At 58.8% G+C, this 24,771-nt stretch carries 24 protein-coding genes and 1 pseudogene; 6 read left to right on the forward strand and 19 right to left on the reverse strand.

Going from position 1 to position 24,771, the window contains the following annotated elements; genetic code table 11:
• Positions 1-1,431, reverse strand: a complete 1,431-nt coding sequence (locus NBG89_RS26560) for a basic amino acid/polyamine antiporter (RefSeq protein ID WP_431323277.1) — start codon at positions 1,429-1,431, stop codon at positions 1-3.
• Positions 1,432-1,538: 107 nt separating this feature from the next.
• Positions 1,539-2,960, reverse strand: a complete 1,422-nt coding sequence (locus NBG89_RS26565) for a basic amino acid/polyamine antiporter (RefSeq protein WP_431323278.1) — start codon at positions 2,958-2,960, stop codon at positions 1,539-1,541.
• Between the two features lie 618 nt (positions 2,961-3,578).
• Here NBG89_RS26565 and NBG89_RS26570 point away from each other — a divergent pair.
• Positions 3,579-4,106: a YqhA family protein gene (locus NBG89_RS26570; RefSeq protein ID WP_431323279.1), complete on the forward strand. Its 528-nt coding sequence runs from the start codon at positions 3,579-3,581 to the stop codon at positions 4,104-4,106.
• Positions 4,107-4,286: 180 nt separating this feature from the next.
• Here the strand turns inward: NBG89_RS26570 and NBG89_RS26575 are convergent, their stop codons facing one another.
• Positions 4,287-4,415, reverse strand: coding sequence for a hypothetical protein (locus NBG89_RS26575; RefSeq protein WP_431323280.1), 129 nt, complete (start codon positions 4,413-4,415; stop codon positions 4,287-4,289).
• Positions 4,416-4,417: 2 nt separating this feature from the next.
• Here NBG89_RS26575 and NBG89_RS26580 point away from each other — a divergent pair, with 2 nt between their 5' ends.
• The 3 genes from NBG89_RS26580 to NBG89_RS26590 all read left to right on the forward strand — a co-directional run bounded on the left by NBG89_RS26580 (position 4,418) and on the right by NBG89_RS26590 (position 6,269).
• Positions 4,418-4,612, forward strand: a complete 195-nt coding sequence (locus NBG89_RS26580) for a hypothetical protein (RefSeq protein ID WP_431323281.1) — start codon at positions 4,418-4,420, stop codon at positions 4,610-4,612.
• Positions 4,613-4,614: 2 nt separating this feature from the next.
• Entirely contained in the window at positions 4,615-4,884 is a 270-nt protein-coding gene (locus NBG89_RS26585) for a hypothetical protein (protein ID WP_431323282.1), read from the forward strand.
• A 185-nt stretch (positions 4,885-5,069) separates the two neighbouring features.
• Positions 5,070-6,269, forward strand: a complete 1,200-nt coding sequence (locus tag NBG89_RS26590; protein ID WP_431320261.1) for an IS256 family transposase — start codon at positions 5,070-5,072, stop codon at positions 6,267-6,269.
• A 916-nt stretch (positions 6,270-7,185) separates the two neighbouring features.
• Here the strand turns inward: NBG89_RS26590 and NBG89_RS26595 are convergent.
• From NBG89_RS26595 to NBG89_RS26605, 3 genes are read right to left on the reverse strand one after another with little or no spacing between them, the layout of a single operon-like run.
• On the reverse strand, positions 7,186-10,269 hold the full coding sequence (locus NBG89_RS26595) for an efflux RND transporter permease subunit (protein ID WP_431323283.1): 3,084 nt from the start codon (positions 10,267-10,269) through the stop codon (positions 7,186-7,188).
• Between the two features lie 11 nt (positions 10,270-10,280).
• A complete protein-coding gene (locus NBG89_RS26600; protein WP_431323284.1) occupies positions 10,281-11,351 on the reverse strand; it encodes an efflux RND transporter periplasmic adaptor subunit in 1,071 nt (356 codons plus the stop codon).
• Positions 11,348-12,424 (reverse strand): efflux RND transporter periplasmic adaptor subunit, encoded by a 1,077-nt coding sequence (locus NBG89_RS26605; protein ID WP_431323285.1) that lies wholly within the window; start codon positions 12,422-12,424, stop codon positions 11,348-11,350. Before NBG89_RS26605 ends, NBG89_RS26600 begins: the two co-directional genes overlap by 4 nt.
• Positions 12,425-12,529: 105 nt before the next feature.
• Between NBG89_RS26605 and NBG89_RS26610 the strand changes: the two genes are divergently transcribed.
• On the forward strand, positions 12,530-13,147 hold the full coding sequence (locus NBG89_RS26610) for a TetR/AcrR family transcriptional regulator (protein WP_431323286.1): 618 nt from the start codon (positions 12,530-12,532) through the stop codon (positions 13,145-13,147).
• Positions 13,148-13,530: 383 nt separating this feature from the next.
• On the opposite strand, the gene NBG89_RS26615 is transcribed toward NBG89_RS26610, so the two are convergent.
• The 6 genes and pseudogenes from NBG89_RS26615 to NBG89_RS26640 form a co-directional block, all read right to left on the reverse strand.
• Positions 13,531-14,211: a redoxin family protein gene (locus NBG89_RS26615; protein ID WP_431323287.1), complete on the reverse strand. Its 681-nt coding sequence runs from the start codon at positions 14,209-14,211 to the stop codon at positions 13,531-13,533.
• 456 nt (positions 14,212-14,667) lie between these two features.
• Positions 14,668-14,979 (reverse strand): PRC-barrel domain containing protein, encoded by a 312-nt coding sequence (locus NBG89_RS26620; RefSeq protein WP_431323288.1) that lies wholly within the window; start codon positions 14,977-14,979, stop codon positions 14,668-14,670.
• A complete protein-coding gene (locus NBG89_RS26625) occupies positions 14,976-15,323 on the reverse strand; it encodes a PRC-barrel domain-containing protein (RefSeq protein ID WP_431323289.1) in 348 nt (115 codons plus the stop codon). Before NBG89_RS26625 ends, NBG89_RS26620 begins: the two co-directional genes overlap by 4 nt.
• 2 nt (positions 15,324-15,325) lie before the next feature.
• Positions 15,326-16,542, reverse strand: a pseudogene (locus tag NBG89_RS26630) (Nramp family divalent metal transporter).
• Entirely contained in the window at positions 16,539-17,405 is an 867-nt protein-coding gene (locus NBG89_RS26635) for a hypothetical protein (protein WP_431323290.1), read from the reverse strand. The pseudogene NBG89_RS26630 and the gene NBG89_RS26635 overlap by 4 nt, the downstream one beginning before the upstream one ends.
• Positions 17,402-17,728 carry a hypothetical protein gene (locus tag NBG89_RS26640; RefSeq protein WP_431323291.1) on the reverse strand — a complete coding sequence of 109 codons (327 nt, stop codon included), beginning with the start codon at positions 17,726-17,728 and terminating at the stop codon, positions 17,402-17,404. Before NBG89_RS26640 ends, NBG89_RS26635 begins: the two co-directional genes overlap by 4 nt.
• Positions 17,729-18,140: 412 nt before the next feature.
• Here NBG89_RS26640 and NBG89_RS26645 point away from each other — a divergent pair, with 412 nt between their 5' ends.
• Positions 18,141-19,067 (forward strand): c-type cytochrome, encoded by a 927-nt coding sequence (locus NBG89_RS26645; RefSeq protein ID WP_431323292.1) that lies wholly within the window; start codon positions 18,141-18,143, stop codon positions 19,065-19,067.
• A gap of 6 nt (positions 19,068-19,073) precedes the next feature.
• Here the strand turns inward: NBG89_RS26645 and NBG89_RS26650 are convergent, their stop codons facing one another.
• Genes NBG89_RS26650 through NBG89_RS26680 form a run of 7 tightly spaced genes read right to left on the reverse strand, consistent with a single transcriptional unit; the run spans position 19,074 to position 24,766 of the window.
• Positions 19,074-19,490 carry a c-type cytochrome gene (locus NBG89_RS26650; protein ID WP_431323293.1) on the reverse strand — a complete coding sequence of 139 codons (417 nt, stop codon included), beginning with the start codon at positions 19,488-19,490 and terminating at the stop codon, positions 19,074-19,076.
• Positions 19,468-20,442 (reverse strand): cytochrome c oxidase assembly protein, encoded by a 975-nt coding sequence (locus NBG89_RS26655; RefSeq protein ID WP_431323294.1) that lies wholly within the window; start codon positions 20,440-20,442, stop codon positions 19,468-19,470. Before NBG89_RS26655 ends, NBG89_RS26650 begins: the two co-directional genes overlap by 23 nt.
• On the reverse strand, positions 20,349-20,657 hold the full coding sequence (locus NBG89_RS26660; RefSeq protein ID WP_431324607.1) for a hypothetical protein: 309 nt from the start codon (positions 20,655-20,657) through the stop codon (positions 20,349-20,351). Before NBG89_RS26660 ends, NBG89_RS26655 begins: the two co-directional genes overlap by 94 nt.
• On the reverse strand, positions 20,654-21,256 hold the full coding sequence (locus tag NBG89_RS26665) for a cytochrome c oxidase subunit 3 (protein WP_431323295.1): 603 nt from the start codon (positions 21,254-21,256) through the stop codon (positions 20,654-20,656). Before NBG89_RS26665 ends, NBG89_RS26660 begins: the two co-directional genes overlap by 4 nt.
• A complete protein-coding gene (ctaD, locus tag NBG89_RS26670; protein WP_431323296.1) occupies positions 21,253-23,154 on the reverse strand; it encodes a cytochrome c oxidase subunit I in 1,902 nt (633 codons plus the stop codon). Before ctaD ends, NBG89_RS26665 begins: the two co-directional genes overlap by 4 nt.
• Entirely contained in the window at positions 23,151-24,086 is a 936-nt protein-coding gene (gene coxB, locus NBG89_RS26675) for a cytochrome c oxidase subunit II (protein WP_431323297.1), read from the reverse strand. The genes ctaD and coxB overlap by 4 nt, the downstream gene beginning before the upstream one ends.
• A gap of 59 nt (positions 24,087-24,145) precedes the next feature.
• Positions 24,146-24,766 (reverse strand): c-type cytochrome, encoded by a 621-nt coding sequence (locus NBG89_RS26680; RefSeq protein ID WP_431323298.1) that lies wholly within the window; start codon positions 24,764-24,766, stop codon positions 24,146-24,148.
• Positions 24,767-24,771 lie beyond the last annotated feature (5 nt).

Below are 24,771 nucleotides of genomic sequence, written 5' to 3' on the forward strand. Positions count from 1 at the left end.
TCAGATTGTCAGGTATCCCGTGGCCAAAGCGATGATCGCGACAATGCAGCCGATAACGGCGGCGGCGAAGATCACCCAGTCTGCGGCCGTGTTGAAGATCTGCTTGCCCTGCTCGCGCCGCGCCCAGAAGTAGAGAATTGTTCCGGGTGCATAAAGAAGAGCCGAGAGCAGGACGAACTTCATGCCGCCGGCGACGATCATGAAGATCGTGTAGATGGCCGCAATGCTCGCGATGGTCAGATCCCGGTTGCGTTCCTCCGGTCTGAGGTCATAGGTCAGTCGCCGCTTCGCCAGCAGGAAGCCGAATGCAGCGACAAAGAGATACGGGATGAGCGACATGGCGCTGGTCAGGTTCAGCATCAGCGCGAAGGCGTCTCGCGACCAATAGGTGCTGATGACGAAGAGCTGGACGATGCCATTGGTCAACCAAAGGGCAGCCGCTGGAACCTTGTTTTGGTTTTCCGTTCCAAACAGACGGGGCATGTCGTTCGTGCGTGCTGCGATGTAGAGCACTTCGGCGCACACCAGCGACCAGGCGAGATAGGCGCCGAGAACCGAAACGATGACGCCGATGCTGATAAAGACCGCACCCCAGGGGCCGACCACTGCGGCAAGCACGCCCGCCATCGAAGGTTGGCTCATGGCGGCGATTTCGGGACGCTGCAGGACGGCATAGGGCAGCAACGTGACAAGGACCATCAACGCGCTCACGCCGACAAAACCCATGATCGTGGCGGTGCCGACATCGGTGCGCGTGCGCGCGTAGCGCGAATAGTTGCTGGCCCCCTCGATCCCGATGAAGACGAACACGGTTGCCAGCATCGTTGCCCGCACCTGCTCGAGCAGCGAGGCTTCGGGCATGCCTTCGCCACCCCAGAAGTTCAGCCGGAACAGATCGAGCTTGAAAAAGACGAAGAGGATGATGATGAAGGCGATGATCGGTACGACTTTTGCGACCGTCACGACGGTGTTGATGAGGGCCGCCTGCTGAATGCCTTTCAGGATCATGAAGTGGAACAGCCAGATTCCAATCGATGCGACGACGATCGCAACCACCGTGTTGCCGTCGCCGAAGACCGGAAAGAAGCCGCCGAGCGTTGATTTGATCAAGACCCAGTAGGACACGTTGCCGATGCAACTGCCGATCCAGTAGCCGAAGGCGGACAGGAAGCCTGGATAGTCGCCGAAGCCTTCCTTGGCGTATGCGTAAACACCGGCATCAAGACCGGGTTTGCGTTCGGCAAGTGCCTGGAAAACGCGCGCCAGCATGTACATGCCACCGCCGGCAATGCACCAGGCAACGATCGCGCCGAAGGGACCCGTTGCGATACCAAAAGTACGTGGTAGAGAGAAAATTCCGGCTCCGACCATGGAGCCGACCACCATTGCGGTCAGAGAAAATAGTGAGAACTTCTGCTGCGACTCTGCCATTTGAGAAAACCTCTCAGTTCAAGCATTATCTCTGTTCAGCTGTCAGTTTGATGTAAGGCTTTTGCATTCTGGAAGGGGGTGGTTTTGCCCCTATGAGTTGTCTGACGCTATATGCTAATTCTCCCATTTGCAATTTCGAATATAGTCGCGGCTGCACTTAGAAATAGCAGGGCGAAAGCGGCCTTTTCCCAATGGTTAAAGACCCGCTTGCCCTGCTCCCGTCTCGCCAAGGAAAAGAGAACCGTACCGGGACAATAGAGAAGGGTGGTGAGAAGCAGATGCCTTGCGCCGGCTGCATATATCAGACCACTCGTGTAGATCAGCGCCAGCAAAGATTGCATCAATTCTGCCCGGGCAGGACGTTGTCTTGTTCCCCCCTGGCTCCAGCAGAGTTTGACGCCATAGGCTGCAACAAAGAAATAGGGGATCAAGATCATTGAACTGGTCATCGCAACCGCCAAGGTGAAGGCGTATTGGGTGAAAAGCGTTATGATAAGAAATAGCTGAACCAGGATATTTGTCAGCCAGAGCGCATTGGCAGGCACGCCTCGGCTGTTTTCCCTCGACAGAAACCGAGGCATCGTTTCGAATTTCGACGCGGAGTATAGGATCTCCGCGGCAAGCAGCACCCAGGCAAGATAGGCACCGGCGACGGAGATGATCAATCCGACGCTGACGAAAACGGCACCCCATGGGCCCACTGCCGCTGCAAGGACACCTGCCATGGAGGGATTGCGAAGTTGGCCAAGCTCACCGGGCGAGAGTATGCCATAGGACAGCAGTGTCACGGCCAGCATCAAGCCCAGGACGATCAGAAATCCGCCTACCGTGGCGATCCCGACGTCAGACCTCTTCTTTGCATATCGCGAATAAACGCTTGCACCCTCGATGCCAACGAAGACGAATACGGTGACCAGCATGGTGCTGCGCACCTGATCGGCGATTGCAGTGAAGGTGCGATCTCCGCTTCCCCAGAATCCGCTGCTGAAGGCCTCCCATTTGAAGGCAAGTAGCACCAGTACGATGAAAACCATGATTGGAATGAGCTTTGCAGCCGTTACGACAGCATTTAATGCGGCGGCCTGGCGGATGCCTTGAAGAATAAGCCAGTGCATTGCCCAGAGCAGGCACGAAGAGGTCACGACCGCAACGACCGTATTTCCATCTCCGAACATTGGAAAGAACAAGCCGAGGGTCGATTTTATGAGAACAAAATACGATACGTTGCCTAAAAGCGCAGCGCTCCAGTAACCGAGCGCCGACAGGAAGCCGGCGTAGTTGCCAAATCCCTCCTTGGCGTAGGCATATATGCCCGCGTCGAGGTCAGGTCGCCGCTCCGAAAGGGTCTGGAACACGAAAGCGACCATCAGCATCCCGACACCGGCAATCGTCCAGGCAATCACCGCACCGAGCGGTCCCGTCGCCTTTCCGAAGGCTTGAGGCAGCGAGAAAATTCCCGCGCCGACCATGGAACCAACCACGATGCCCATCAGTGTCCAGGCCGAAAACTTGGTCTGAGGAGAAGGCATCGTTGCTCCTTGAACTGGCTTTGAAAGGGCTTCGCCACCGCTGGCGATTGACCTAACCTTGGCTTCGCACTTGCAATCTGGCGTCCTGAGGCCAAAGAGCCGCGCCTTGAGGGCCTCGGACGGGGTCTGGACATGGAGAAGAGGAATTGGCACCCAAGCAAAGCACCGACGAGAAGACCTCCAGACACCAAAACGCTATTTGCGCGGCTGCGAGCCACGCCTGCTCCGGTTGCGGCAATCAGAGACACCCTTGCGCCTGATTACCGTTCGCAAAGCCAATTTACTTGTTCGCCGCGGAACCATGCCCTGAGGCTCTATTTCTGCGTGTATGAAATATTGCGCGATGTTGAAAAAAATCAAATGCCTTGTCAGACAGTTCGTTGACAATCTGAGATCAGGCGTGGCCGCACCATGCGTTCCCATCAGTCGCCGGCGGCTTGGCGTTGATTTCACAATCCCGGCACGGCCACCTTCGGCCACATCTTTGAGGAGGAGGATGGCACTCGACGCGGAATGGACAGCAACAGCGAGTTGATGGTACTGAATGGTTACCGCCAATAGTGATTTCGTTTTCCGAAACTGACCTGCGAGAAAGCCGCCTTCCGGGGACGAGACGAAATGATCGCTCTGTTATTGAGTTTGCGTTACGTGATGGCATTGGCATCTGTCGGTGTCATCGCCGCGTCTTTCCTGATGTTCTGGGAAGGCCTGCTGACAATCTGGGAAGCCTTCGCCTACATCCGAACCGACCCGGATCAAGCCGTCATTACCGCGGTCCTGCAGGGTACCGACAAGTTGCTGTTCGGTATCGTGCTGGTCATTTTCGGCTGTGCGATTACCGTGGGGTTCGTCATTAGTCCATCTTCGCCCTGGCGTAAGAAATTACCGGAATGGATGGTGATCGAAGGTATCGCCGAGCTGAAGAACCTCTTCTTTCAGATGATCATTCTCTATCTTGTCGTTCACTTCGTGACGTTGGTTGCCGAGACCGGAGATGCCATGCCGCAATGGAATGCGCTGGTCTTGCCTGCCGCTATTTTGTTGTTGGCAGCAGCGATGAAGATAATCGCATCCGTTTCGTCGCATACGCCTCCCGCTACGATCAAGACAGATGCGGTGAGCGGTGATGTCACATCAGGCTCTTAAGATCGCCTTCATTCCTCCGACATCCTGTGGCTGTGTCCTGATGTGTCGGTAACGTTGGCAAAACGGCGACAGGCACGCCGGAAAATTACCGATTGACTTTCGGCGACAAGAGAACAAAATGAGAACATTCCCATGGAGGTTCTCATGACCCGTGCAGAACAAGTCATCGCAACTGCTCTTTCAGTCGTTGCGGCCAGCCGCGCAGAACGGGAGCGAGACGCTGAGCGTCGCAAACGCGTTTTCGGCAAGATCGAAATAGGTCGGCCATTGCCTGTGCTCAAAGGTCAGCAACTCAGCCTGGATCTGCACTGATGTTACCGATGACCAAGGAAGACGTGGATTTCGAAGTGCAAGCCGCGCTCGCCTGGCACGACGACGATGTGAACGCGACGATTGCCACGCTGCTGGAAGACATCAGGCATTTGCGCCACCAGCTTGCCTTAGCCGAAGGGGTGATGAGCCGTGGTATGACCCGCGGATGGAAACCGGCCTTTGAACGGAATTGAACATGCGTCACCGCAAGGGCATCGATCTGGCGCGCCCCGCTGACTATGCGGTCGATCCTGGTCATGAAACGCTCGGATCACTGCCTGAAATGTTTGTGCTCGTGGCAGCCTGCCCGGCTTGCCGAAAGCGTGCACCAATCGATCGCTGGGAGCTTGGCCGGCAGATGGGCAAAAGCAGTACGCTTGTCAGTGTCGCGAAGCGGTTGAAATGCTCCGGCTGCGGAAACCATGCCGGCAATAGACTGCTTCTCGGCAGGTTGCCGCGAGACTGACGGGAACCAAGCCTGTGCGTGAACGCAGGTCGTGTCCCTGGGAGAGGTGTAACTCGGCGGTAGCGAAGCCGCTCGCGAGCGCGCCCTCAACAGCGCTGTAGCGAGTGAGCGGCTTTGCGGGTGGTCATCAATGTTTTTCCGGTAGGGTCGGGTTGTTCAAGACCAACCTGATGGAAAGAGCACTGATGACCGATGACATGATGAACCTGCGCTCGCTCGTTGAGAAGAGTGCCGATGCGGATTTGTTGCGTGAGATGATCGGCTTTGCGGCCGAGAAGCTGATGGAGCTGGAGGTCGGCGCCAAGACCGGCGCGGCCTATGGCGAGAAGAATGCATTGCGGCTTGCTCAACGTAACGGCTACCGTGAGCGGGATTGGGAAACGCGGGCCGGAACGGTGGAACTGCGTATCCCCAAGCTCCGGACCGGCAGCTATTTCCCGAGCTTCCTGGAGCCGCGCCGCATGGCCGAGAAGGCTTTGACCGCCGTCATTCAAGAAGCTTACATCCAAGGTGTCTCGACCCGCTCTGTCGACGACCTGGTCAAGGCGATGGGGATGTCGGGCATCTCCAAGAGCCAGGTTTCCCGCCTGTGCGAGGAGATCGACGATAAGGTCAAGGCGTTCCTGGCCCGGCCGATCGAAGGCGATTGGCCATACCTCTGGATCGATGCCACCTATCTGAAGGTCCGGCGCGGCGGGCGCATCGTTTCCGTCGCCGTCATCATTGCGGTCGGCGCCAACACCGATGGGCGGCGCGAGGTGCTCGGCATGGAGATCGGCACATCGGAAGCCGAGCCGATCTGGACCGAGTTCCTGCGCAAGCTGACCAGGCGCGGCTTGAGCGGCGTCAAGCTCGTCGTCTCCGATGCCCATGAAGGCATCAAGGCTGCCGTTTCCAAAGTCCTCTCGGCCACCTGGCAGCGCTGCCGGGTCCACTTCATGAGAAACGCGCTCGCCCACGCCGGAAAGAGTGGTCGACGGGTGGTGTCCGCCTTCATCGCCACCGCCTTTGCCCAGGATACGCCTGAGGCCGCAAGCACCCAGTGGCGTAGCGTTGCCGATCAAATTCGCCCGAAAGTGCCAAAGCTCGCAAATCTCATGGACAATGCCGAGGAAGATGTGCTCGCCTACATGACCTTTCCCAGGCAGCATTGGACCAAGCTGCATTCGACAAATCCCATCGAGCGCCTCAACGGCGAGATCAAGCGCCGCACCGACGTCGTCGGCATCTTCCCCAACGACGATGCCATCGTCCGGTTGGTCGGGGCACTCCTGCTCGAACAGAATGACGAATGGGCCGTTCAACGATCCCGCTACATGACCCTTGAGACCATCGCACAAATGAGCGATGATCCCATCATCAGCCTGCCCGCTGCGGCGCGCTGACCCATTCCCGGCCCAGCCGGAAGGCACGGCGATCAACAAGCCGAGCTACACCACTCCAAAAGACGCGATCTGAACGCACCCGGATTTGCCGGGTAACCTCCAGGAGAATCCGATGTCGTGGGCGTTGCTATCGGTCCGGGGCGCGACCTTCACAGAAAGCCCGCACATCCTGCCTTCAATGCCGTTGCTAAAGCCTTGGCTGCCTGGTGCCTTTTCGAATGGGAGACATTCCTTTGCCGCCGCAAAGAGATCCGTCTGTTCGCGAAATGATCGAGTTTCCGCCCCGTTGCATCACTCCTCCGAAAGCTGAACTTGAATCCAGCTCCGCGGGCATTAAATTTGGACCTACTGTATCTCTCACACTGACCACGGAGGTACTGGCAGTTGTGGTGGGGATGCATCGAGGAAGGCCGGGCACGGGGATTCGTTCCGGCCTTTTTCCTTCTCGGCATTCGCCTTCAGCCGGCGAGCGCTGGACAATCGCTCGAGGACGTCAGGCCCCGGTTGTCGGGTCGATGCCGTGACGATCCTTATCTCAAAGTAGTTTCTTCCGGGCTGCCGATTTCCCCGGCGTCAATGGCAAACCGGCATCGCGCAGGCCCGGTCTTTCCGGGCGGTGATCCGAAACTCTTCCAGACCGAAAATCTTCCAGACAAGGTCGGGTGGTATGTTCCCCTGCCGGCGACCGCACGGGTTCTGCGATATCGGAGGTGACAAAAGGCGCGATCCGTTCTCGACCGCCTCCCGTGCGAGGTTGCTGTCGAAGCCGGATCGATGGCGTACTTTCTATCCCGTTCGCCTCAGCAAGCGATTGGTCAAGCGACCTTAAATCCGGTGTCTTGAATCTCACAAAAGGAGACCCGCCGCGCGTCGGCGAAGGCGACGCAAGGGGCGACCGCTGCAGTCGCCCCAGCACTCAAGCATGTGCGACAGCCTCTGCCGGTTGCCGCTTTTCCGGTTCGGCCTCCTTCGGGATTTTGAACCACGCCACATAGAGGGCGGGCAGAAAGAGAAGGGTCAGAACCGTGCCGACGACAATGCCGCCCATCATCGCATAGGCCATCGGGCCCCAGAAAATTTCTCTGGAGATCGGGATGAGCGCAAGTGTTGCTGCAGCCGCCGTCAGCATGATCGGACGCATGCGATGCTCCGTCGCTTCGATGACGGCTTGCCATGGTGGCACACCCTCGCTTCGAAGCTGTTCGATCTGAACGATGAGGATCACGGAGTTGCGGATCAGGATGCCGATCAGCGCCAGCACACCCAGGATCGCGACGAAGCCCAATGGAGCATTGCTGAGCAACAAGGCCGCCACCACACCGATCAATGCCAGAGGTGCAACGGCAAAGACCAGGAAGAGCCTGCTGAAACTCTGTAGCTGGATCATCAGGATCGTCGCCATGACGAACAGCATCAGCGGTGCAACGGCGGCAATCGGCCCCTGCGCCTTCGCACTTTCCTCGACCGCGCCGCCGTTGACGACGTGATAGCCGGCCGGAAGGTTCTTGCGGAATTCATCGACTTTCGGCTGCAATTCCGTGACGATGGTTGCCGGCTGCGTCGGTCCTGCGACCGCAGCCTTGATGGTAATGGTCGGTATGCGTGTGCGACGCCATATCGTCGGCTGCTCCAGTTCGTAGTGGAAGTTCGCAATCGCAGACAACGGCACGGACTTGCCATTGGAGCCGGCAAGCTGAAGGTTCTGCAGGGTATCGATCGAACCCCGCTCGGACGTTTGGGCCCGGCCGATCACGTCGACCAGATAGATGTTGTCCCGGATTTGCGTGGCCGCCGATCCCTCGACGATGCTGTTCAGGGCAGTTGCGATGTCCTGCGAGGAGACCCCCAGTTGCCGCGCCTTGTCCTGAAGGACATCGACCTTTACGACACGCGACGGCTCATTCCAGTCGAATGTCATGTTGGATAGCAGAGGGTGCTGTCCGACAATGCCGGCAAATTGTTGGGCAATGTCCCGGACCTTCTGGATATCCGGTCCGCTAATGCGGTATTGCACCGGCTTGCCAACAGGAGGCCCGATGTCGAGCAGCTTTACGAATGCATCGGTGCCGGGGAAGGTTTTCGTCAGATAGTCCTGCAACTCGGTTTTGACCTTGTCGCGAACGTCAAGCCCCTTGGTGACGATAACGGTTTGACCGAACGAGACGTCCGGCGTTTGAACGTCGAACGACAGGATGAAGCGGGGAGCGCCCTGTCCGACATAGCTCGTCCAGTGCTCGATGTCCTTGTTGTTGGCAAGCATCTCCCGTTCGAACCTCGCCATCTGCTTGTTCGTTTCCGAGATCGAGCTGTTCTGCGGCAGGTTCCAGTCGACGATGAGTTCCGGCCTGTCGGAGGAAGGAAAGAACTGCTGTTGCACCAGGCTCATGCCAGCAATAGAAACGGCGAAGGTCGCGACAGTCGCGCCAATCGTAATCCAGCGCCAGCGCATGGCCACACCCAGGAGCCATGCGAAGGCCCGTGCGAAACGACCCTTCTGCTCATGATGCGACTTCATGGTCTTCGGGAGGATCGTCACGCCCAAGAGCGGCGTGAACAGCACCGCGACAATCCATGAAACCAGGAGTGAGACCGCAATCACCACGAACAGGGTGAAGGTGAATTCGCCGGCCGCGCTGCTGTTGAGGCCAACTGGGATGAATCCCGCCACCGTCACCAGCGTGCCCGTCAGCATCGGGAAGGCGGTCGAGGTATAGACGTATGTTGCCGCCTTTTTGAGATCGTCGCCGACCTCGAGGCGGGCAACCATCATTTCCACGGCAATCATCGCATCGTCGACCAGAAGGCCAAGGGCGATGATCAGCGCTCCCAGCGAAATACGCTGCATCGAAATGCCTGAATAGGCCATGACGAGGAAGGTGATCGCCAGCACGAGAGGGATGGAGATGGCAACCACCAGCCCGGCCCGGACGCCGAGGCTGATGAAGCTGATCGCCAGCACGATGACAATCGCCTCGAACAGCGCGCGCGTGAAGCCCGAGACGGCCTCATCTACCACGGCGGGCTGGTCAGACACGCGTTCGACGTCTACGCCGACGGGAAGATCCGCAGTGATGTGCTCAATTTCCTTGTCGAGCGCTTCACCGAACTCCAAGAGGTTTGCGCCGGTCTTCATGCCGATGGCAAGACCGATCGCCGGCTGACCGTTGTAGCGGAACAGCGATGAGGGCGGATCGACGTAGCCGCGCTTGATGGTCGCGACATCGGTCAGCGGGAAGAAGCGGTCGTTGACACGAAGATTGATCGATTTGAGGCTTTCCTCGGATGTGAACTGACCGCTCACCCGCAAGGCGATGCGTTCGGGACCGGCCTCGACGAAGCCCGATTGCGTCACGGCGTTCTGCGCCTGAAGCGTCTCGATCACGGACTGTTGGTTGATCCCGAGCGCTGCGATCTTTCGTGTGGAGAATTCGAGATAGATGGCCTCATCCTGCGCACCGATAATGTCGACCTTGCCGACATTCGGAACCGTCAGTACTTTTGCGCGCGCATCCTCGACAAGGTCACGAAGCTGGCGCTGCGTCAGTCCGTCGCTGGTAAAGGCGTAGATGTTGCCAAAGACGTCGCCGAAGCGATCGTTGAAAAATGGCCCCACAACGCCGCTCGGGAAGTCTCCCTTGATGTCGCCAATCATGTTGCGGACGCGCATCCAGATGGCATTCACATCCCTGGCCTTGGTCGTCGGCAGAAGTTCGACGAAAATCGTCGTTTGCCCGGCGACCGTCTGGCTCTTCGTGTAATCCAGCGATTCCAGTTCCTCGAGTTTCTTTTCGATGCGGTCCGTTACTTGCTTGGTCACCTCCTCGGCCGACGCACCCGGCCACTGTGCCTGAATGATCATGGTCTTGATGGTGAACGCCGGATCCTCCTCGCGGCCGAGCCCGATATAGGAAAACGCGCCGGCCAGAATGAAGACGATCATGAAGTACCAGACGAGCGAACGGTGCTTAAGCGCCCAGTCGGAAAGATTGAATTTTTTCACGAGGTATTCCCCTACTCTACCCTGACGGCCTGGCCATCAATAAGCTTGTGAACGCCGGCGACGACAACGCGCTCGCCTGGCTTGACGCCCTCGGCGACCCGGACGGCGTCCGCCTCGACGGTGTCCGCATCGATCTTGATTTCGCGAATGGAAACCTTGGCGGCAGCAGCGTCGACCACCCAGACATTCGCCTTTCCGTCCTTCATCAGCACGGATGAGGACGGGAGCAGAATCATCGGCTGATTAACGACAGTTGCGATTGCGGTGACGACCGAGCCGAGGCGAAACGCGGACGGCGGATCGATGAGCGTTATCTTCGTGCGGCGCGTGCGAGTTGTCGCCTCGGCTTCCGGTGCGATCTCTCTGATGATGCCGCTCGTGCGAATGGTTGGATCCAACTGCAGAGCAATCTCGAAGGGTGAACCCACCTTGAGACCGTCGAAGCTTGCAACCGGTATGTCGATCACCGCTTCCCGCTGATCGGGACGGGCAATGGTGGCAACGCTCTGGCCGGCAGCCACAACCTGGCCCACTTCCGCCGACGTTGCCGTCACGACGCCATCGAATTCTGCGCGAAGCTGCGTATAGCCCAGTTGCTCCTCGGCCTTGTCCAGATTGGCTTGCGCCTTGGCAACCGCAGCAGCGGCACTTTTGCGTCCGAGTTCGGCCTCCTCGAAGGCGGCCTCGCTTCCGGATTTGGTTTCGGCGAGCGATCGCTGGCGCTCTTCCGTGGAGACTGCGTTTGCGAGCTGGGCCTGCGCGTTTGACAGTTCGGACTGCGCGGTCTTGACCGCAAGCTCCAGCGAAAGTGGATCGATGGCAGCAACGACATCACCCTTCTTGACGATGTCGCCGACGCTGACCTTGCGGGCGATCACCCGTCCGAGCACGCGAAATCCGAGCTGAGTTTCGATCTTGGCCGCGACGGTGCCTGGCAGGCTTAGAGACGAGGCGGCGGTGGATTTGGCGACAATGGAAAGTACCGGGCGTGGCGGCTCCGCTCGCACTTCCTCCTGCTTCTGACAAGACGAAAGCAGCAACGATGCAAGGAGCAACAGGCCAGATGTCGAACGCATGCTCATTTCGCAGCTCCCTTTTCGTAAGAAACCACCTCGCCCGGCCTCAAGAATTTCGTGCCTTCGACCACGACGACGTCGCCTGGAGCCACACCTGCGCGCACTTGAAAACCACCGGTTTCGTAACTGGACACATCGATTGGTCGCATGGACACGCTTGAGGATGTGGGGTCGACGATCCAGACGGCTGGCTGGCCGCTCTTCGAAGCCATTGCCGACCACGGCAATTCGATTGCGTTTTCTGCGACCGAGCGGAAGGAGCCGACGATCGGAGCGCCAAGCTGCATGTCCGGGGCATCTTCCAGACCCACCTTGACCCTGATCGTTCCGGTCGACGGCTCGATCGTCGGCGAGATTTCGCGCACGGGTGCTTCTGTCTTGTGCGACGATGCCGCAAGCAGGCTGACCCCAACTTTGCTTTCAAGCCTGCGCCCGAGATAGAGGGATTCAAAGACGTTGAAGACCGCATCACGGGGGCCGTCATGCGCCAGCGTAAATATCAGCTGCGCTGCCTGCGCAACCTGGCCGACCTCAGCGTTTCGGGCAGTGATCACACCGTCGGAATCGGCGCGCAGTTCCGTATAGGAAAGCGCGTCTTGCGCCGTATCGAGCCCGGCCTGCGCCGATTTCACGCTGCCCTGAGCTGTCAAAAGCGCCTCCTGCGCCTGATCGAGCGCAGCGCGCGTCGAAACCTGCGTCCTGAAAAGGCTCTGCTGGCGGTCGAACGCCAGCTGGGCCTGCGTTTGCTGGGCAAGGGCCGACTGCAGGGTCGCCTTGGCCACATCGAGGTCGGCCCTTTGCTCCTCGGCGTCCATGCGCGCCAGCACCTGACCCGCCTTTACGGGCGCCCCGACGTCGACAAGACGCTCCACGATACGCCCGCTGACCCGAAAGGAGAGGTCGCTCTCGACGCGTGCGCTGACCTCTCCCGTGATGGTATTGGTTTCGACGACCGGCATTGCCTTCACAATGACCGTCTCCACGCTTTTCGGCTTCGCCTCACCCGCGGCCTGCTTCTCGCATGCGACAAGGAAAGCTGCGCTGACGCCCAGCCAGGCGACAACAAGGATAGTTCTCATGAAATGACCTCTTGCATCTCTTCGGCAGACGACTAATATTGACTAACCCATTAGTCAATAGAAATTGTCTTGACGGCAAGCCACGAACAACGCTCAAGGTGAGACATGCCTGACATGAAAAAGCTGACGCGTGCGGAGCAGAAGGCCCGCCGCCCTGTTCAGATCTTGGATGCAGCGTTCGAAGAGTTCGTCGACCGCGGCTACGTCGCCACGCGAGTGGAAGATATCGCCGCTAGAATCGGAGTGACGAAAGGAACCATATATGTCTACTTCGAGACCAAGGAGCAGCTCTTCGAAGCAATGATCCGGCATATTTCAGTGCCCTTCGAAGACCTTTTGGCGACTGCAAACAAGCTGGAAGGGACCGCGACGGACCGGCTTCAGAAGCACATAGGGCTGATCTACGATCTCATGATCAAGGATCGCAAATTGCGCGAACTGATAAGATTCGTCATCGCCGAAGGTTCGCGCTTCCCCCAGATCGTCGATAGACATCACGATGAATTTATCGATCCTCTCGAGCGACAGATGCAGTCCCTCATCGATGACGGTGTAAGACTTGGCGAGTTTCGACCGGCGCCAGCCGCATTCTCCGATGCAGTCGTGGGGCCAGCCATTGCCTTCCTGTTCTTCAAGCTTCTTTTCGATGAGCGGCGAACTCTGGACAAGACGAGCTATATAAAGGCGCATATTGATCTCGTCCTGCACGGACTGCTGATGTGATCTGCGGCGCTTGCCCAGTGCTCAATCAGCAGACCTAATCCGCATGTTTGCAAGGCGAAGGACCCGCCCCCAAGGTCAAACGGACGTCCGGATTGCTTTAGGATTGGCCATGCGTGGCTCATGCTCGGCGCGGGTGGTCTCATCTTACGGCGGCCTCTTGAAGCTGGCCCTTATCCTTCGGGCTGTGTCGGGCCTCTTCCGTTGTGGTTCGGATGGAGCGCTGCCGGCAAGTTGCATGTTTGGGGTCGATCTCTCACGTTGCTTGCTGCGGCACAGCGGCTTAGCCTGGAACATCGGGTCACAAAGCCCGCCCGCTGCAATGGCCGCGCAATGGGCGCAAAGCAGCAGACGACTTAGGCGGCATCAATTCCGGTTCGTCGCTGTTAATGTGCAATTTGGGAAGCGATCGACAGCAATTCTTCGGGGTCGAGCGCGCGGCACACATTTCGTCCCTCGTCTTCGACTTCCGTGAAGCGCCAGCGGACAACACCTTCCCGGTCGAGCAGAAAGTGACCGATAAGCTGCATGCGTCCGGCAAGGCTCACCTTCCGATCGGCTTCTGTGATGTCGTACGGGTCCATCTTGTCGAGGAGATCGCCGGCTATGGGCGGGGCCATCGGTTCGGGGAGCTCTCCAGGTCGATCGACCCGCATTGCCATGACCACGTCCATTCCTACCTTGTGCGGCCAGTTGGTCTCATCATGCGTGAACTCGACGATGGGCAGGCCGAAGGCACGATGCGAGGCCCTTTCCGGGTCGGATGCTGCCAGAAGATTGGGGATCGGTTTGTACTGGAAATAGAGCCGTGCGCGTTCGACGGGGGTGCTTACCACAACCAGGGATTCGATGCCTTTCTCGCGCAGCAGCGGGTTAAGCTGGGCCATTGCCGCGATATGGCGGCGGCAAAATGGGCAGTGCAAGCCTCGAAACAGACCGATCAATAACGGGCTGCGTCCGTAAAAGTCATCAAGTGCGACCTTGCCTCGGCGCGAGATTGCATTGAGCACAAAATTCGGCGCTCGCTCGCCCGGTTGCAACAGATGCTCGCCATGAGACGTAGACATCGGCAATCTCCTTGCCGCATGGATCAGTCAAGAAACGTCACCACGACAATGGCTTTGAAGTCGAGTTCGCATCGGCACTGCAGCGGTCGAGATTGAGCGTGCAGGGCCGACTCTCGTCTTGGCACACTGCCAGGATGAATCTCCATCACAATGACCCTAGATTGGCCCATGAGCAAGCGCTAAACAGCGATGCCGGACAGGCTCCGCGGTCGACCGTCGACGGGCACCGGCACTGGGTCGTCGATTGCCTTTTCGTGCCAATTCCGCAAGGCAGTCGGTGGGGCCGCTCGCGTCACCTTCTCCTCAGTTGGCGCCAGCTACAAGACAATTGCCATAACGATCTTGGCGGCGTAAATCGGACTGAGACCGGAAGCTCAAACCCGCCATTCAGTCCGATCTGGACGAATGGCCAAGTGGCTGGGAGAACGGGCATTGTGCCGATGTGACGTTGTTCGTTCAGGGTTTGCGTGCGAATTTGTCAGAAGGCGCGCGCAGCTTCAGGTGATCGAGGTCCCTCAGATCCATGTCGTGCCATGGAACGATGTGCATCTTAATCTCCTTCTTTAGCCCCAGCGGTCGCAACAGGGCACGCACGATCACCCACGCGCCGAGCCGCTCGGCCAAACCGAGGGCGCCGATATGATATTCGCTTACCACCACGTCCGACCCTCGCTCCTCCGCCTTGACTTCCTCAAGCCGGCCGATCGGTTGATCGTTTTGGTCATAGACCTGCTTTCCAAGAAGCAATTCGAGGTGCACTTCCCTCATGATCGCCCCCCCGGGAAATAGCGCAGAACATGCCGCCTCAGCCACTCCTGACCTCGTTCCAGTGGAGTGCCGGTGCCATCGACATCGACCTTCACATCGACGCCCACGTCTTCAACCTTGAACCAGGGTATCCGATAGGGCGGCGACCGGTTCATGCCTGAAGGCAGCCAGTCGTAAAGGTTCCGGCTCAACCGGCGCAAAAGGGTTGGCGTTCCCATTTCGATAAAGGCGACCTTCGGGGGCTCTTCATCCGCCACCGAGAGGATCAGTCCATCGACCTTTCCTATCCGGGATCCATTTCGATCGATTACCTGTTTGTCGAGGACGTCGCGAATGAGGTTCATTTTCAACCTCCGAAAATCTGTAAGGGGATGGTCACGATCGAAAGGATGAATGCCAGGGCGATGATAAGGAGCACCGCTGCGTTTGCGACCCACCCGTTGCGGTGTTCACCCACATAGATCGGATCGTTCATGAGAACGAGGAACGGCACTGCGCCGAAGGGAAGGCTGAGGGCGGTGATTGCCATTGAAAAAATGGTGATCCTCAGCGGATCTATTCCGGCAAGCATGGGTACGAGCGCTATTGTCAGCGAGGCCGTGTAGACAAGGCTGAAGGCGGGATTGTGCTGAGGCTTTGCGTTTTCCGACCAGTTCCATCCGAAACCCTGAGCGACGATATAGGCTTGCGCAAGGCTCACCTCGAGCGCGGCTCCGAAGCATGTTATGCCGAGCGAGGCGGCAAACAGGTAAAAGCCCCATTTGCCAAATGCGGGCGTAAGGATCATGGCGATCTGCTCGTAGCCCTCCACGTTTTCTATGCCATTTGGTGGATAAATCATCGCCGCCAAAATCAGGATCGCTGCCGAAATGATGGCGCCGAAGGTCATTCCGAGAGTGGCGATTGCGCGATTGGGACCCAAATAACTCTTATCCCACCCCTCCTCGATTGCTCCTGAGGAATAGAAGCAGAACAAATATGGCGAAATAACCGCGCCGAGAATGCTCGTTGCGATGAAGCCGTAATGCAGCGGGTCCTGGATCGACGAGGTGGGCACCAATTGCGTTGCGATCTGATACCAAGGTGTATCCATGAAGAACAGCGCGACGACGAAACAGATCGCCAACAACCCGAGGAGCGAAATGCCGTTTTCGATGAGGCCGAACGTACCCCGCCACAGGAGAGCCAGACCGCAAGGGCAACTGGCAGCGCCCACCACTGAAAACTGATGCCAGTGACAAACTGTAGTGCCAGGGAAATCCCGCCGATCTCCGCGCTCAGAACCATCAGATTTACCAGGACGGCAATTGCAAGCGTCAGAAGAAAGACATTGGAGCCGAAGCGGTGACGGATGCCGTCCATGATCGTGTAGCGGCTGGCGATCGCAAACCGCCCGGACATCTCAACCAGGAAAATCGTGCATATTGTGCCGACAATGAACGCCCAAAGCAGACCAAAGCCGTAAGCCGCACCCGCCTGGCTTGCCGTCGCGATGTTTCCCGTTTCAAGAAAGCCGCCAACGCTGGTGACAATACCCAGGGCGATCTGCAACATCCTCTTCATTTGGATGCTCCGGACCGGGCTTTGAGAGCCTGCTGCATGCGTCTCACGTTTTCCAACTGCCTTGCAGCATCCTGGTTGCGACCGCTTTCGACGTCTTCTAAAGCGGTCGCGATAACCTTGTTCAGCCCCGCGATCTGCACGCTCAAATCCTGCGAGGCGGTTTTCGTCAGCTGTTGCGCAATATTGTCTATCTCCGTCCTGCATCGTTTGAGCGAAAGTCTTGTGAAGCCTTCCGGGACAATCGATTTCTGCCTTGCCTCGAGGATCATGGCAGCCGTAGCGCTCCAGGACAGGACCGAGCGAAACTTTCGGTCGCTTTCTTGCTGTTCATCCGAGCAGGAGACCATGGTGACGAGTAATAATGCGAATACCAGGAGTTTCATGATGGAAATCCTGACTGCACCTGCATGTGCCTTGATGGTTGAGTTTTGGCGGGGGTGAACAGCCTGCCGGCAGAATGGCTCTTCGCAGTCGCTGCAGCTTTCGTGGCAAGGCGCTTTGCACGGCAACACAGGGAACATACGCGCCTGCGGTGCGTTCGTCGGGCGGAGAAGATGACGATGTCCAACGATCGACCTTGGCAAAATCCGGTTGTTGTCGAATTGCACGGTGTCGGCCAATATCGTGTCATCGCCAGCAATACCGAGGCGGTCGCGTGTCTGTTGGGAGAATGGCCGGCTGAGCAAGACGAAGCTTACCGGGATGCCTTGACGATATGCCTCGCAGCCGCCGAAGGACGATCGAACTGCGATATTGCCCGTGACGCATTCCTCGAGGCTGCGCTTCAAGCCTGTGTTTACGTCAGCCCTTGTGGTCGTCTCCAGCTGGTTTCGTGATCGCAATACTCCCGTCTCCACGCTCATCTGCTGCTCGCAATGGCAGGCGGGCTTTCCACAGCCCAATGAGGCTCATCGCGCGCAAGGAGATAGACCTCCGGCTCTGGATCCTTCAGAGCGACAAACCCGAGCTGCGCACCATGGCTCCATTGCCGCCTTGTTCGGAATGAACCGGTCGGTCGGATCGCCCGCAGAGCGCTGGTCGAACCGACTGGGTTGAGGTCGGAACCGGCATAGACCAGATCGAAAAGCGCGTCGAGCACGCGCAGGTCATGCTCGTTTGCGAAAAGTTCCTCAGCGAGATGGCGGCCGATAAAGCCGCAGCCACCCCTAACAAGAATAAGCGCCATGACTCACCTGAGGCCCTTGGATTTCTGAGTGTTTCGACCGGCCCGAACAATGAACCTGAGGGAATGTTCCTTGAGCCATGACATCTTTGTCTTGATCGACTTCGTCCATGACTTACCTGCCGAGCCCTGTTGTCAGCTGCCAAAGAGGTCGTGCCGCCAGCTTCTTCATCATCGAGGCCGTCCGGAACAACCCCGGCCCGGCGCCGTTAGACGTGGGCTGAACTTGGCACCCCCAAGGGTCGAAATCGCCAGGAGGAGATAGTGAAGACATCCGCAGGAACGCGGACCATGCGGCCCCTGCCCTGACCGGTGCCGGGATCGACACCAATGCTGGTCAACTCAGTGTCGAATTCAGCGAAAAACCGCCGATTGGAGCGGTCCTGGGGCTTGCATTCTTTCGTTGGAGATCTCGATGGCACCGGCACGTCCGTCTGAGCGCATTCTGATTTGGCTTTTCGTCGCGGCAGTATTTGCGTTCGCGACGATCTGGCTGATGACGAAGCCTGTCGCGCCAATTGCCGCAGATGATCACCGTCTGCAGCGCAAAGGCGATCAAGCAAGGGGCAAACTGCTTTTTGCTGCGGGCGACTGCGCTTCTTGCCACGCCACTCCCGGGCAACAGGACCACCTGCATCTGGGCGGAGGTCTGGCGCTGGCTTCAGCCTTCGGGACGTTTCGCGCACCCAACATATCGTCGGATCAGATCGACGGCATCGGCGCGTGGAGCAACTCCGATTTCGCAAATGCAATGTTGGGCGGCGTCTCGCCACGAGGGAAACACTATTATCCCGTCTTTCCCTATACCAGCTTCACCGCAATGCGGCTCACCGATATAAACGACCTTTGGGCTTATCTCAAAACGCTACCTGCTGTTTCCGGCCGCCCGCCTCCGCACGACCTGTTCGTTCTGTTTCGCGTCCGCCGCCTCCTCGGCTTTTGGAAATTGCTGTTCTTTCGTGAGGGCTATTCGCAGGGGCATGCAACTGGTGACACCGTGCTGGACCGGGGGGCGTATCTGGTGGAGACGATCGGCCATTGCGCCGAATGCCATTCCTCCCGCAACATGTTCGGCGCCATCAAACCCACGACGCGGTTTGCCGGTGGAGTCGATCCCGAGAATATTGGCTTCGTCCCTAACATCACGCCAGCAAGGATCGGGACCTGGTCCGAGGCCGATATTTCCGAAATGCTGCGAAGCGGCAATACACCGGGTCACGGCCGCGTCGGGTCCACCATGGCGGATGTCGTCGCCAATACCGCCACGCTGCCGCAAAGCGATCGTAATGCGATTGCGCGCTATATCAAATCGCTTGCGCCCAGTCCGGTGCCCCATCCCTGAGACGCTTCAATGCGCGTAGAGATAGGCCGCCAGATCGCGCGCCTCCTGTTGCGTGATCCCAGTGCTTGGCATCGCCGTCCTGGGGCTGAAAGCTTGCGGCGAAACGATCCATTGAACGAGATTGTCGGCATTGTTGTCGACGACCCCGGCAATATAGACGCGCTGCCGGATGCCGGACAAAGGGGCTGCGACCTTCCCATCCGCACCGGCAATGCCCGGGATCACGTGGCAGCCCGTGCAGCCATAGCGGCGAAAGATGGGTGCGGCTTTTGACGGATCGCCCCCCGTCAGGTCACGCGCCACATCGTTGCGCTGCCTGGCGTCCTTGATCAGGGCACCGGCAGCAAAGGCCGCAACCGCGGCAACAAGTGCGGCCGCCATCCAGAGTGCGCCATATTTCTCAAGGAAGGAGACGCTGGACATCGTTGTTCCCTCTGCCGGAAGCGGAGATCCACAACGCCGCCATCATCAATGCGGCGCCGGCATAAACGGTTCCCGCCGGCACCCACATGATCACGCCGGCCAATTGCTGATCCTCCAGCGGCGTCAAATGCCATGCCTGGGCGACGCGCGTCTGGGCGAAATAAAGGACCCTCGGAGCAAGCGTCATCAGCGCGCCGAGAGCCAAGGTATGCAACATCGTGATGATGAGATGCCAGAGAGCGGCACCGTAATTGCTTCCCCAGCATATCGCCCACCAGAAGAGGATGGCGCTCAAAAAGAAGCTGAAATGCTGCAAGCGATGCAGCGCGACATTTGTCACCGCCGCATCGAACAGGACCGGCGCATGCCAGACCCAGATGGCAACCCCGTGCATCAGCGTGGCGTTCAGGCCGGCACTCGCCCATGTCCAGGTCATTTGAACGGCATCGGCTTTCATCATCCTTCCGGTGGTCCGCCTGAGAGGGGTCGGCAGGCCCCACAGCAACACGCCCGCCGGGCGCGCCAGCACGATCATGGGTGCGGCAATCGTCATCAGTATCTCGTGCTCGACCATATGTGCGCAGAAAAGATGCTCGCCTAGCCAATGCAACGGAGAAATCAGCGCGCCAGCAAGGGCAATCCAGCCGGTCCCAAAATATGTTGCCCGCACCAGCATGGCGCGCCTCCCTCGCCGCGCCCGCCGCCATACGAGCAAGAAGCCGTGCGCATAAAGCAGGCCGACCACGCAGACCGGCGTTGCAATGAATGGATCGAAGGTCCATGCGGGTTCAAGGCCGTGGCTGGCGATCCCATGTGCCGAAGCTGTCCTGGCAGCGCCCGAAAGCAGGAGTGCCGTTCCTAGTGTTGGCAGCCATTGACAAGCCATGAGCCGACCCCCTGCAGAATGAGCGCAAAAGCGAAGATCAGCGCGGTCAGAGTGCTGAGATCGCATAGAAAAAGCGTCGTGCGGGCGCCAGCCGATACCCTCCCGGCATACGAGATCAAGGCGCTGCCGACTGCCAGCAGGATCGCAGCCGCGCAAACCAAGAGTGTCGACGACATTTCGGTGCCGCAGTCGGCGTAGGGCAGAACCAGACCAAGCTGCGTGTTAATGGCCCATATCGCAGGCGCGAGGACCAGACCGGCATATTTCGCCGTCATCATCATAGCCGTGGCACCCAGTAAATGCACAGGTATAAGGGAATCCAGGCGACCACGACAAAGTTCCAATAAAGCGCGTTGTCCTCAACGTCGCCGTAACGGCGCGGGTTATCGGCATGACGGGAAAACATCAGGCAAGTCAAAACCAGGGTATCGATGAGGTCGGTCAGTATATGCGTCGTATGAAGGCCAAGCATGACCCAGATGATCGAGCCATAGGCATTGTCGTCCCACCACACCGCAAGCACCGTGAACTCGAAGAACCGGGCTATCAACGGCAACGTTCCAAGCACCGACATGACGAGCAGTCCGATGCGCACGCGCTTTAGATCCCGCCTGCGGGCCAGGCGCGACAGGACGACATTCGGAAAAACGCTTGCCAACAACATGAGCGTCAGCAGCGTTCCAGGCCAAAGACCGGGCGCAGGTGCATCAGTCGGCCAGGTCGTGGCGATGCTCATCAGGTAAAAATAGACGGCAATAGACAGCCCGAAGCCGGATCCCTCGATCAGCATGAATGCGCAGGTTCCCCACCAGGTGAGGCTTGCCGTGCCCATGCCATTAAGCGGAAGTCTGGAAACATCGAGGACAACGCGCTCCTTCACGACTCGTCCTCCGGCACTTGCTTGGGCCAGAACCACGCGATCAGCGCAACGGCGATCGGGATCGATCCCCACACGACGGCCCAGGGGGAGAATATCGACCAAATGAGCATGGCGGTCGTGGCGATGGCGGCGAGAAGCGGCCATATCGAATTTCTGGGCGATGATTCTCGCACCTGTGCCTGCGCATCGACGAGGCTGCTGACGATGAGTTCGCGCCGATCGCTGCGAAGCCCGCTCGACACCGGCAGCTCGTCACGATCGCTCCAGAGTGGCTCCCGGTCTGTTACCACGGGGATGCGGGCGAAATTGAAAGCCGGCGGGGGTGAGGAGGTCGCCCATTCGAGCGTCGCGGCCTGCCAGGGATTGGCACCGGCGGGTTTTCCTGATCGCGCGCTGCGAAACACGTCAATGAAGAAAATGACAAAGCCCAATGCAAGGATGATGGCACTTGCGCTGACAAAAAGGTTCATGCCCGCCCACGGCGTGTCGGGCTGGTAGGTATAAATGCGCCGCGGCATTCCCTCAAGACCGAGAATGTGCATCGGAAAGAAGGTCATGTTGAAGCCGGCAAAGATCAGCCCAAATGCGAAGCGGCCGAGCGTTTCGCTCATCAGGCGCCCGGTCATTTTGGGAAACCAGTAGTAAATCGCTCCGAGTAGAGGAAAGACCGCGCCGCCGATGAGCACGTAATGAAAGTGCGCCACCACGAAATATGTATCGTGCACCTGCGCATCGACCGGCACGGAAGCGACCATGACGCCGGTCAGGCCACCGATGACGAAGGTGATGATGAAGCCTGCGACAAACAGCAGCGGCGTCTTGAATTGCAGCCGCCCGTCCCAGAGAGTGGCAAGCCAGCAGAAGATCTGGACGCCGGCCGGAATGGCAATTGCCATGCTGGAGGCGGTAAAGAAACTTTCGCCGACCTGCGGCAGGCCGACGACGAACATGTGGTGCACCCAAAGGCCGAAGGCCAACACACCGGTGGCGATGAGCGCCATGACCACAAGGAGATATCCAAACAGGGGTCGTTGCGCGAAGGTTGACACGATCGCCGAAACCATTCCGACGGCCGGAAGAAAGATGATGTAGACCTCCGGGTGACCAAAGAACCAGAACAGATGCTGCCATAGCAGCGCGTCACCGCCCTCGGCCGGATTAAAAAAATGCGTGCCGACCAGGCGATCGAGTATCAGCGACGAGCTTGCGAGCATGATTGCCGGCATCGCCATGATAATGATGAAGGAGGTCACCAGCATTGCCCAGACGAATACCGGGATGCGATCGAGCGACATGCCAGGGGCGCGCTGCTTGAACACGGTGACCACGATCTCCACTGCGACGGCCAGGGCCGAAAGCTCGGTGAACGTGATCATCTGAGCCCAAATGTCCGCCCGCTTTCCGGCGCCGAATTCCGGGCCGGAAAGAGGTACATAAGCAAACCATCCGACGTCGGGTGCCGCGTCGAGCGCGAAGGCGATCCACAGCAGCAAGCCACCGGCCAGAAAGATCCAGTAGGAAAAGGCGTTCAGGCGCGGGAAGGCGATGTTGCGTGTTCCGACCATCAGCGGCACGAGATAGACCCCCATGGCCTCCATGACCGGAACGGCAAAAAGGAACATCATTGTCGATCCGTGCATGGTGAAGATCTGATTGTAGCGGTCAGGACCGATAAAACGTGCCTCCGGTTGGGCCAGTTGCAGGCGCATGGCAAGAGCAAGCACTCCGCCCAGCATCAGAAAGAAGAAGGCCGTGGTGATATAGCGCCGGCCGATGATCTTGTGATCGACCGTCGTCAAGACACCCCATGGGCTGCGCGGCGTCTCCCAGGTCCTGGCAAGGCAGCGTTCGAGCTCGTCCAGACCTTCTATGTCCTGCTCGATCGTTTCGCCGTTCATTTCAGGCTATCCATGTAGGCGGCAAGCTGCCTTAGCTGGTCGCTGGAAAGTGGAACCATCGGCATGTTGTTTCCCGGCTTCAGCGTCTGGGGATCGGCTATCCAGGCGGCAAGCGTGCCGCGCGTATTGTCGATGAGGCCGGCTGCAATCGTCCGCCGGCTGGCCACATGGGTCAAGTCGGGACCGGCCGTTCCGGTTGCTTCGGTGCCGCGAATACTGTGGCAAGCAGCGCAAGGCCTGACCATGAAGACCGCCTTGCCGTCGACAGCCTCGCTCTCGGTCGGCAGCAAGGCATCGGCGCGCTGGCCAGACGCCCAGCGTTCAAAGCTTGCGCCGTCTTCGGCAATGACGAACAGCGCCATGTGTGCGTGTTGAAGGCCGCAGAATTCCGCACATTGGCCGCGATAGATACCGGGTCGGTCGGCACGAAGGATCAATTGGTTCTGCCGGCCGGGAACGAGGTCGCGCTTGCCCATCAGACTGGGCACCCAGAAGGAGTGTATGACATCTGCCGCCTCGAGTTCGAGGCGAATGTCGACGCCGACGGGTACATGTAGCTCGTTGGCGGTCTGGAATGTCTTGCCCCTATCACCGTCGTCATAGATGAATTGCCACCACCACTGCTGCGCGCGCACCTTGACGACAAGGGCGGCATGTCTCTGGTGGTTCAGACTCCGGCTTGTATAAAAGCTTGCGATCGTCAACCCAGCGATGACGAAAGCGGTCGCGGCAATCGCAGACACCACAGCTTGGCTCATCTCGCGTTCCCGTGCCGGACGGCCTTCCTCCGGTGGCCCGCCCGTCCGCAGCAAAGCCCAACCAAGCACGACCATCACCATTGTCCAGGTAACCGCGCAGACGATCACCATTGCAATGATCAAATGCTTGAGGTGGACAGCAGGCTCGGCCTGTGCGTTGAGAGCCGACTGCATCGAATTGCATCCCGCCAAGGGGGCGGTCAGACAAACCAGGGTCGCATAAGCGGTGCTTCTCAAGGCGTCGGTCCTTGCTGCGGGTTGGCGCCGACCGGCCGCTCGTCGAAAAGGATCGATGCGGGCGCGCGATTTTCGGCCGGCCGGGTGTGACTGTCGTCGTTGCGGCCGGGTGCGCCCATCCTTGCCGAGTAAGCGCCGATCGTCTGGATATAGCCCGCCAGCTGCCAGATTTGATCGATGCTCATCTTATCGCGAAAGGCTGGCATGCCATGCGGCCGGCCATCGCGGATCGAGGCAACAATCGAGGTAATGCCGGGACCGTAAAGCCACCAGCCGTCGAGAAAGGAAGGGCCACTCGCACCTCGCCCATCGCCATGGCAAGACGGGCAGCCGAACCAGGAATAGAGCCGTTTTCCCTGGCTCAGATCATAGGCATTGTGCGCGTAAGGCTTGCCGAGGGCAAAATAGACTTCTGGTGGCGTACCCTCGATACCGCCGGGCATGATGCGCAATGCCTGAAGGCCTGATGCCACCGGAGGATCGGTGCGGTACTGGCGCGCGCCTCTCAAGCTTCCCATCCAGGCCGCCAAGCCGAGAGCCAGCAACAACCCTGGGAAAAAAAATGCCGCCAAGAGAATTCTTCCAAAGGCTTTTTGACCTGTTCGCGCCATGCCCATGAACG

Source organism: Rhizobium sp. YTU87027 (assembly GCF_050644135.1).
Lineage (GTDB): Bacteria > Pseudomonadota > Alphaproteobacteria > Rhizobiales > Rhizobiaceae > Rhizobium.

Excerpts from the sequence above, each read along its gene's own strand:
- NBG89_RS26650 (WP_431323293.1), bottom strand. The coding sequence starts at position 19,490 with ATGTCCAGCGTCTCCTTCCTTGAGAAATATGGCGCACTCTGGATGGCG.
- NBG89_RS26640 (WP_431323291.1), bottom strand. The coding sequence starts at position 17,728 with ATGGCGCTTATTCTTGTTAGGGGTGGCTGCGGCTTTATCGGCCGCCAT.
- NBG89_RS26590 (WP_431320261.1), top strand. The coding sequence starts at position 5,070 with ATGACCGATGACATGATGAACCTGCGCTCGCTCGTTGAGAAGAGTGCC.
- NBG89_RS26680 (WP_431323298.1), bottom strand. The coding sequence starts at position 24,766 with ATGGGCATGGCGCGAACAGGTCAAAAAGCCTTTGGAAGAATTCTCTTG.
- NBG89_RS26570 (WP_431323279.1), top strand. The coding sequence starts at position 3,579 with ATGATCGCTCTGTTATTGAGTTTGCGTTACGTGATGGCATTGGCATCT.
- NBG89_RS26565 (WP_431323278.1), bottom strand. The coding sequence starts at position 2,960 with ATGCCTTCTCCTCAGACCAAGTTTTCGGCCTGGACACTGATGGGCATC.
- NBG89_RS26610 (WP_431323286.1), top strand. The coding sequence starts at position 12,530 with ATGCCTGACATGAAAAAGCTGACGCGTGCGGAGCAGAAGGCCCGCCGC.
- NBG89_RS26660 (WP_431324607.1), bottom strand. The coding sequence starts at position 20,657 with ATGATGATGACGGCGAAATATGCCGGTCTGGTCCTCGCGCCTGCGATA.
- NBG89_RS26620 (WP_431323288.1), bottom strand. The coding sequence starts at position 14,979 with ATGAGGGAAGTGCACCTCGAATTGCTTCTTGGAAAGCAGGTCTATGAC.
- NBG89_RS26655 (WP_431323294.1), bottom strand. The coding sequence starts at position 20,442 with ATGCGATCTCAGCACTCTGACCGCGCTGATCTTCGCTTTTGCGCTCAT.
- NBG89_RS26580 (WP_431323281.1), top strand. The coding sequence starts at position 4,418 with ATGTTACCGATGACCAAGGAAGACGTGGATTTCGAAGTGCAAGCCGCG.
- ctaD (WP_431323296.1), bottom strand. The coding sequence starts at position 23,154 with ATGAACGGCGAAACGATCGAGCAGGACATAGAAGGTCTGGACGAGCTC.
- NBG89_RS26635 (WP_431323290.1), bottom strand. The coding sequence starts at position 17,405 with ATGAGCGTGGAGACGGGAGTATTGCGATCACGAAACCAGCTGGAGACG.
- coxB (WP_431323297.1), bottom strand. The coding sequence starts at position 24,086 with ATGCAGTCGGCTCTCAACGCACAGGCCGAGCCTGCTGTCCACCTCAAG.
- NBG89_RS26600 (WP_431323284.1), bottom strand. The coding sequence starts at position 11,351 with ATGAGCATGCGTTCGACATCTGGCCTGTTGCTCCTTGCATCGTTGCTG.
- NBG89_RS26585 (WP_431323282.1), top strand. The coding sequence starts at position 4,615 with ATGCGTCACCGCAAGGGCATCGATCTGGCGCGCCCCGCTGACTATGCG.
- NBG89_RS26625 (WP_431323289.1), bottom strand. The coding sequence starts at position 15,323 with ATGAACCTCATTCGCGACGTCCTCGACAAACAGGTAATCGATCGAAAT.
- NBG89_RS26605 (WP_431323285.1), bottom strand. The coding sequence starts at position 12,424 with ATGAGAACTATCCTTGTTGTCGCCTGGCTGGGCGTCAGCGCAGCTTTC.
- NBG89_RS26615 (WP_431323287.1), bottom strand. The coding sequence starts at position 14,211 with ATGTCTACGTCTCATGGCGAGCATCTGTTGCAACCGGGCGAGCGAGCG.
- NBG89_RS26560 (WP_431323277.1), bottom strand. The coding sequence starts at position 1,431 with ATGGCAGAGTCGCAGCAGAAGTTCTCACTATTTTCTCTGACCGCAATG.
- NBG89_RS26645 (WP_431323292.1), top strand. The coding sequence starts at position 18,141 with ATGGCACCGGCACGTCCGTCTGAGCGCATTCTGATTTGGCTTTTCGTC.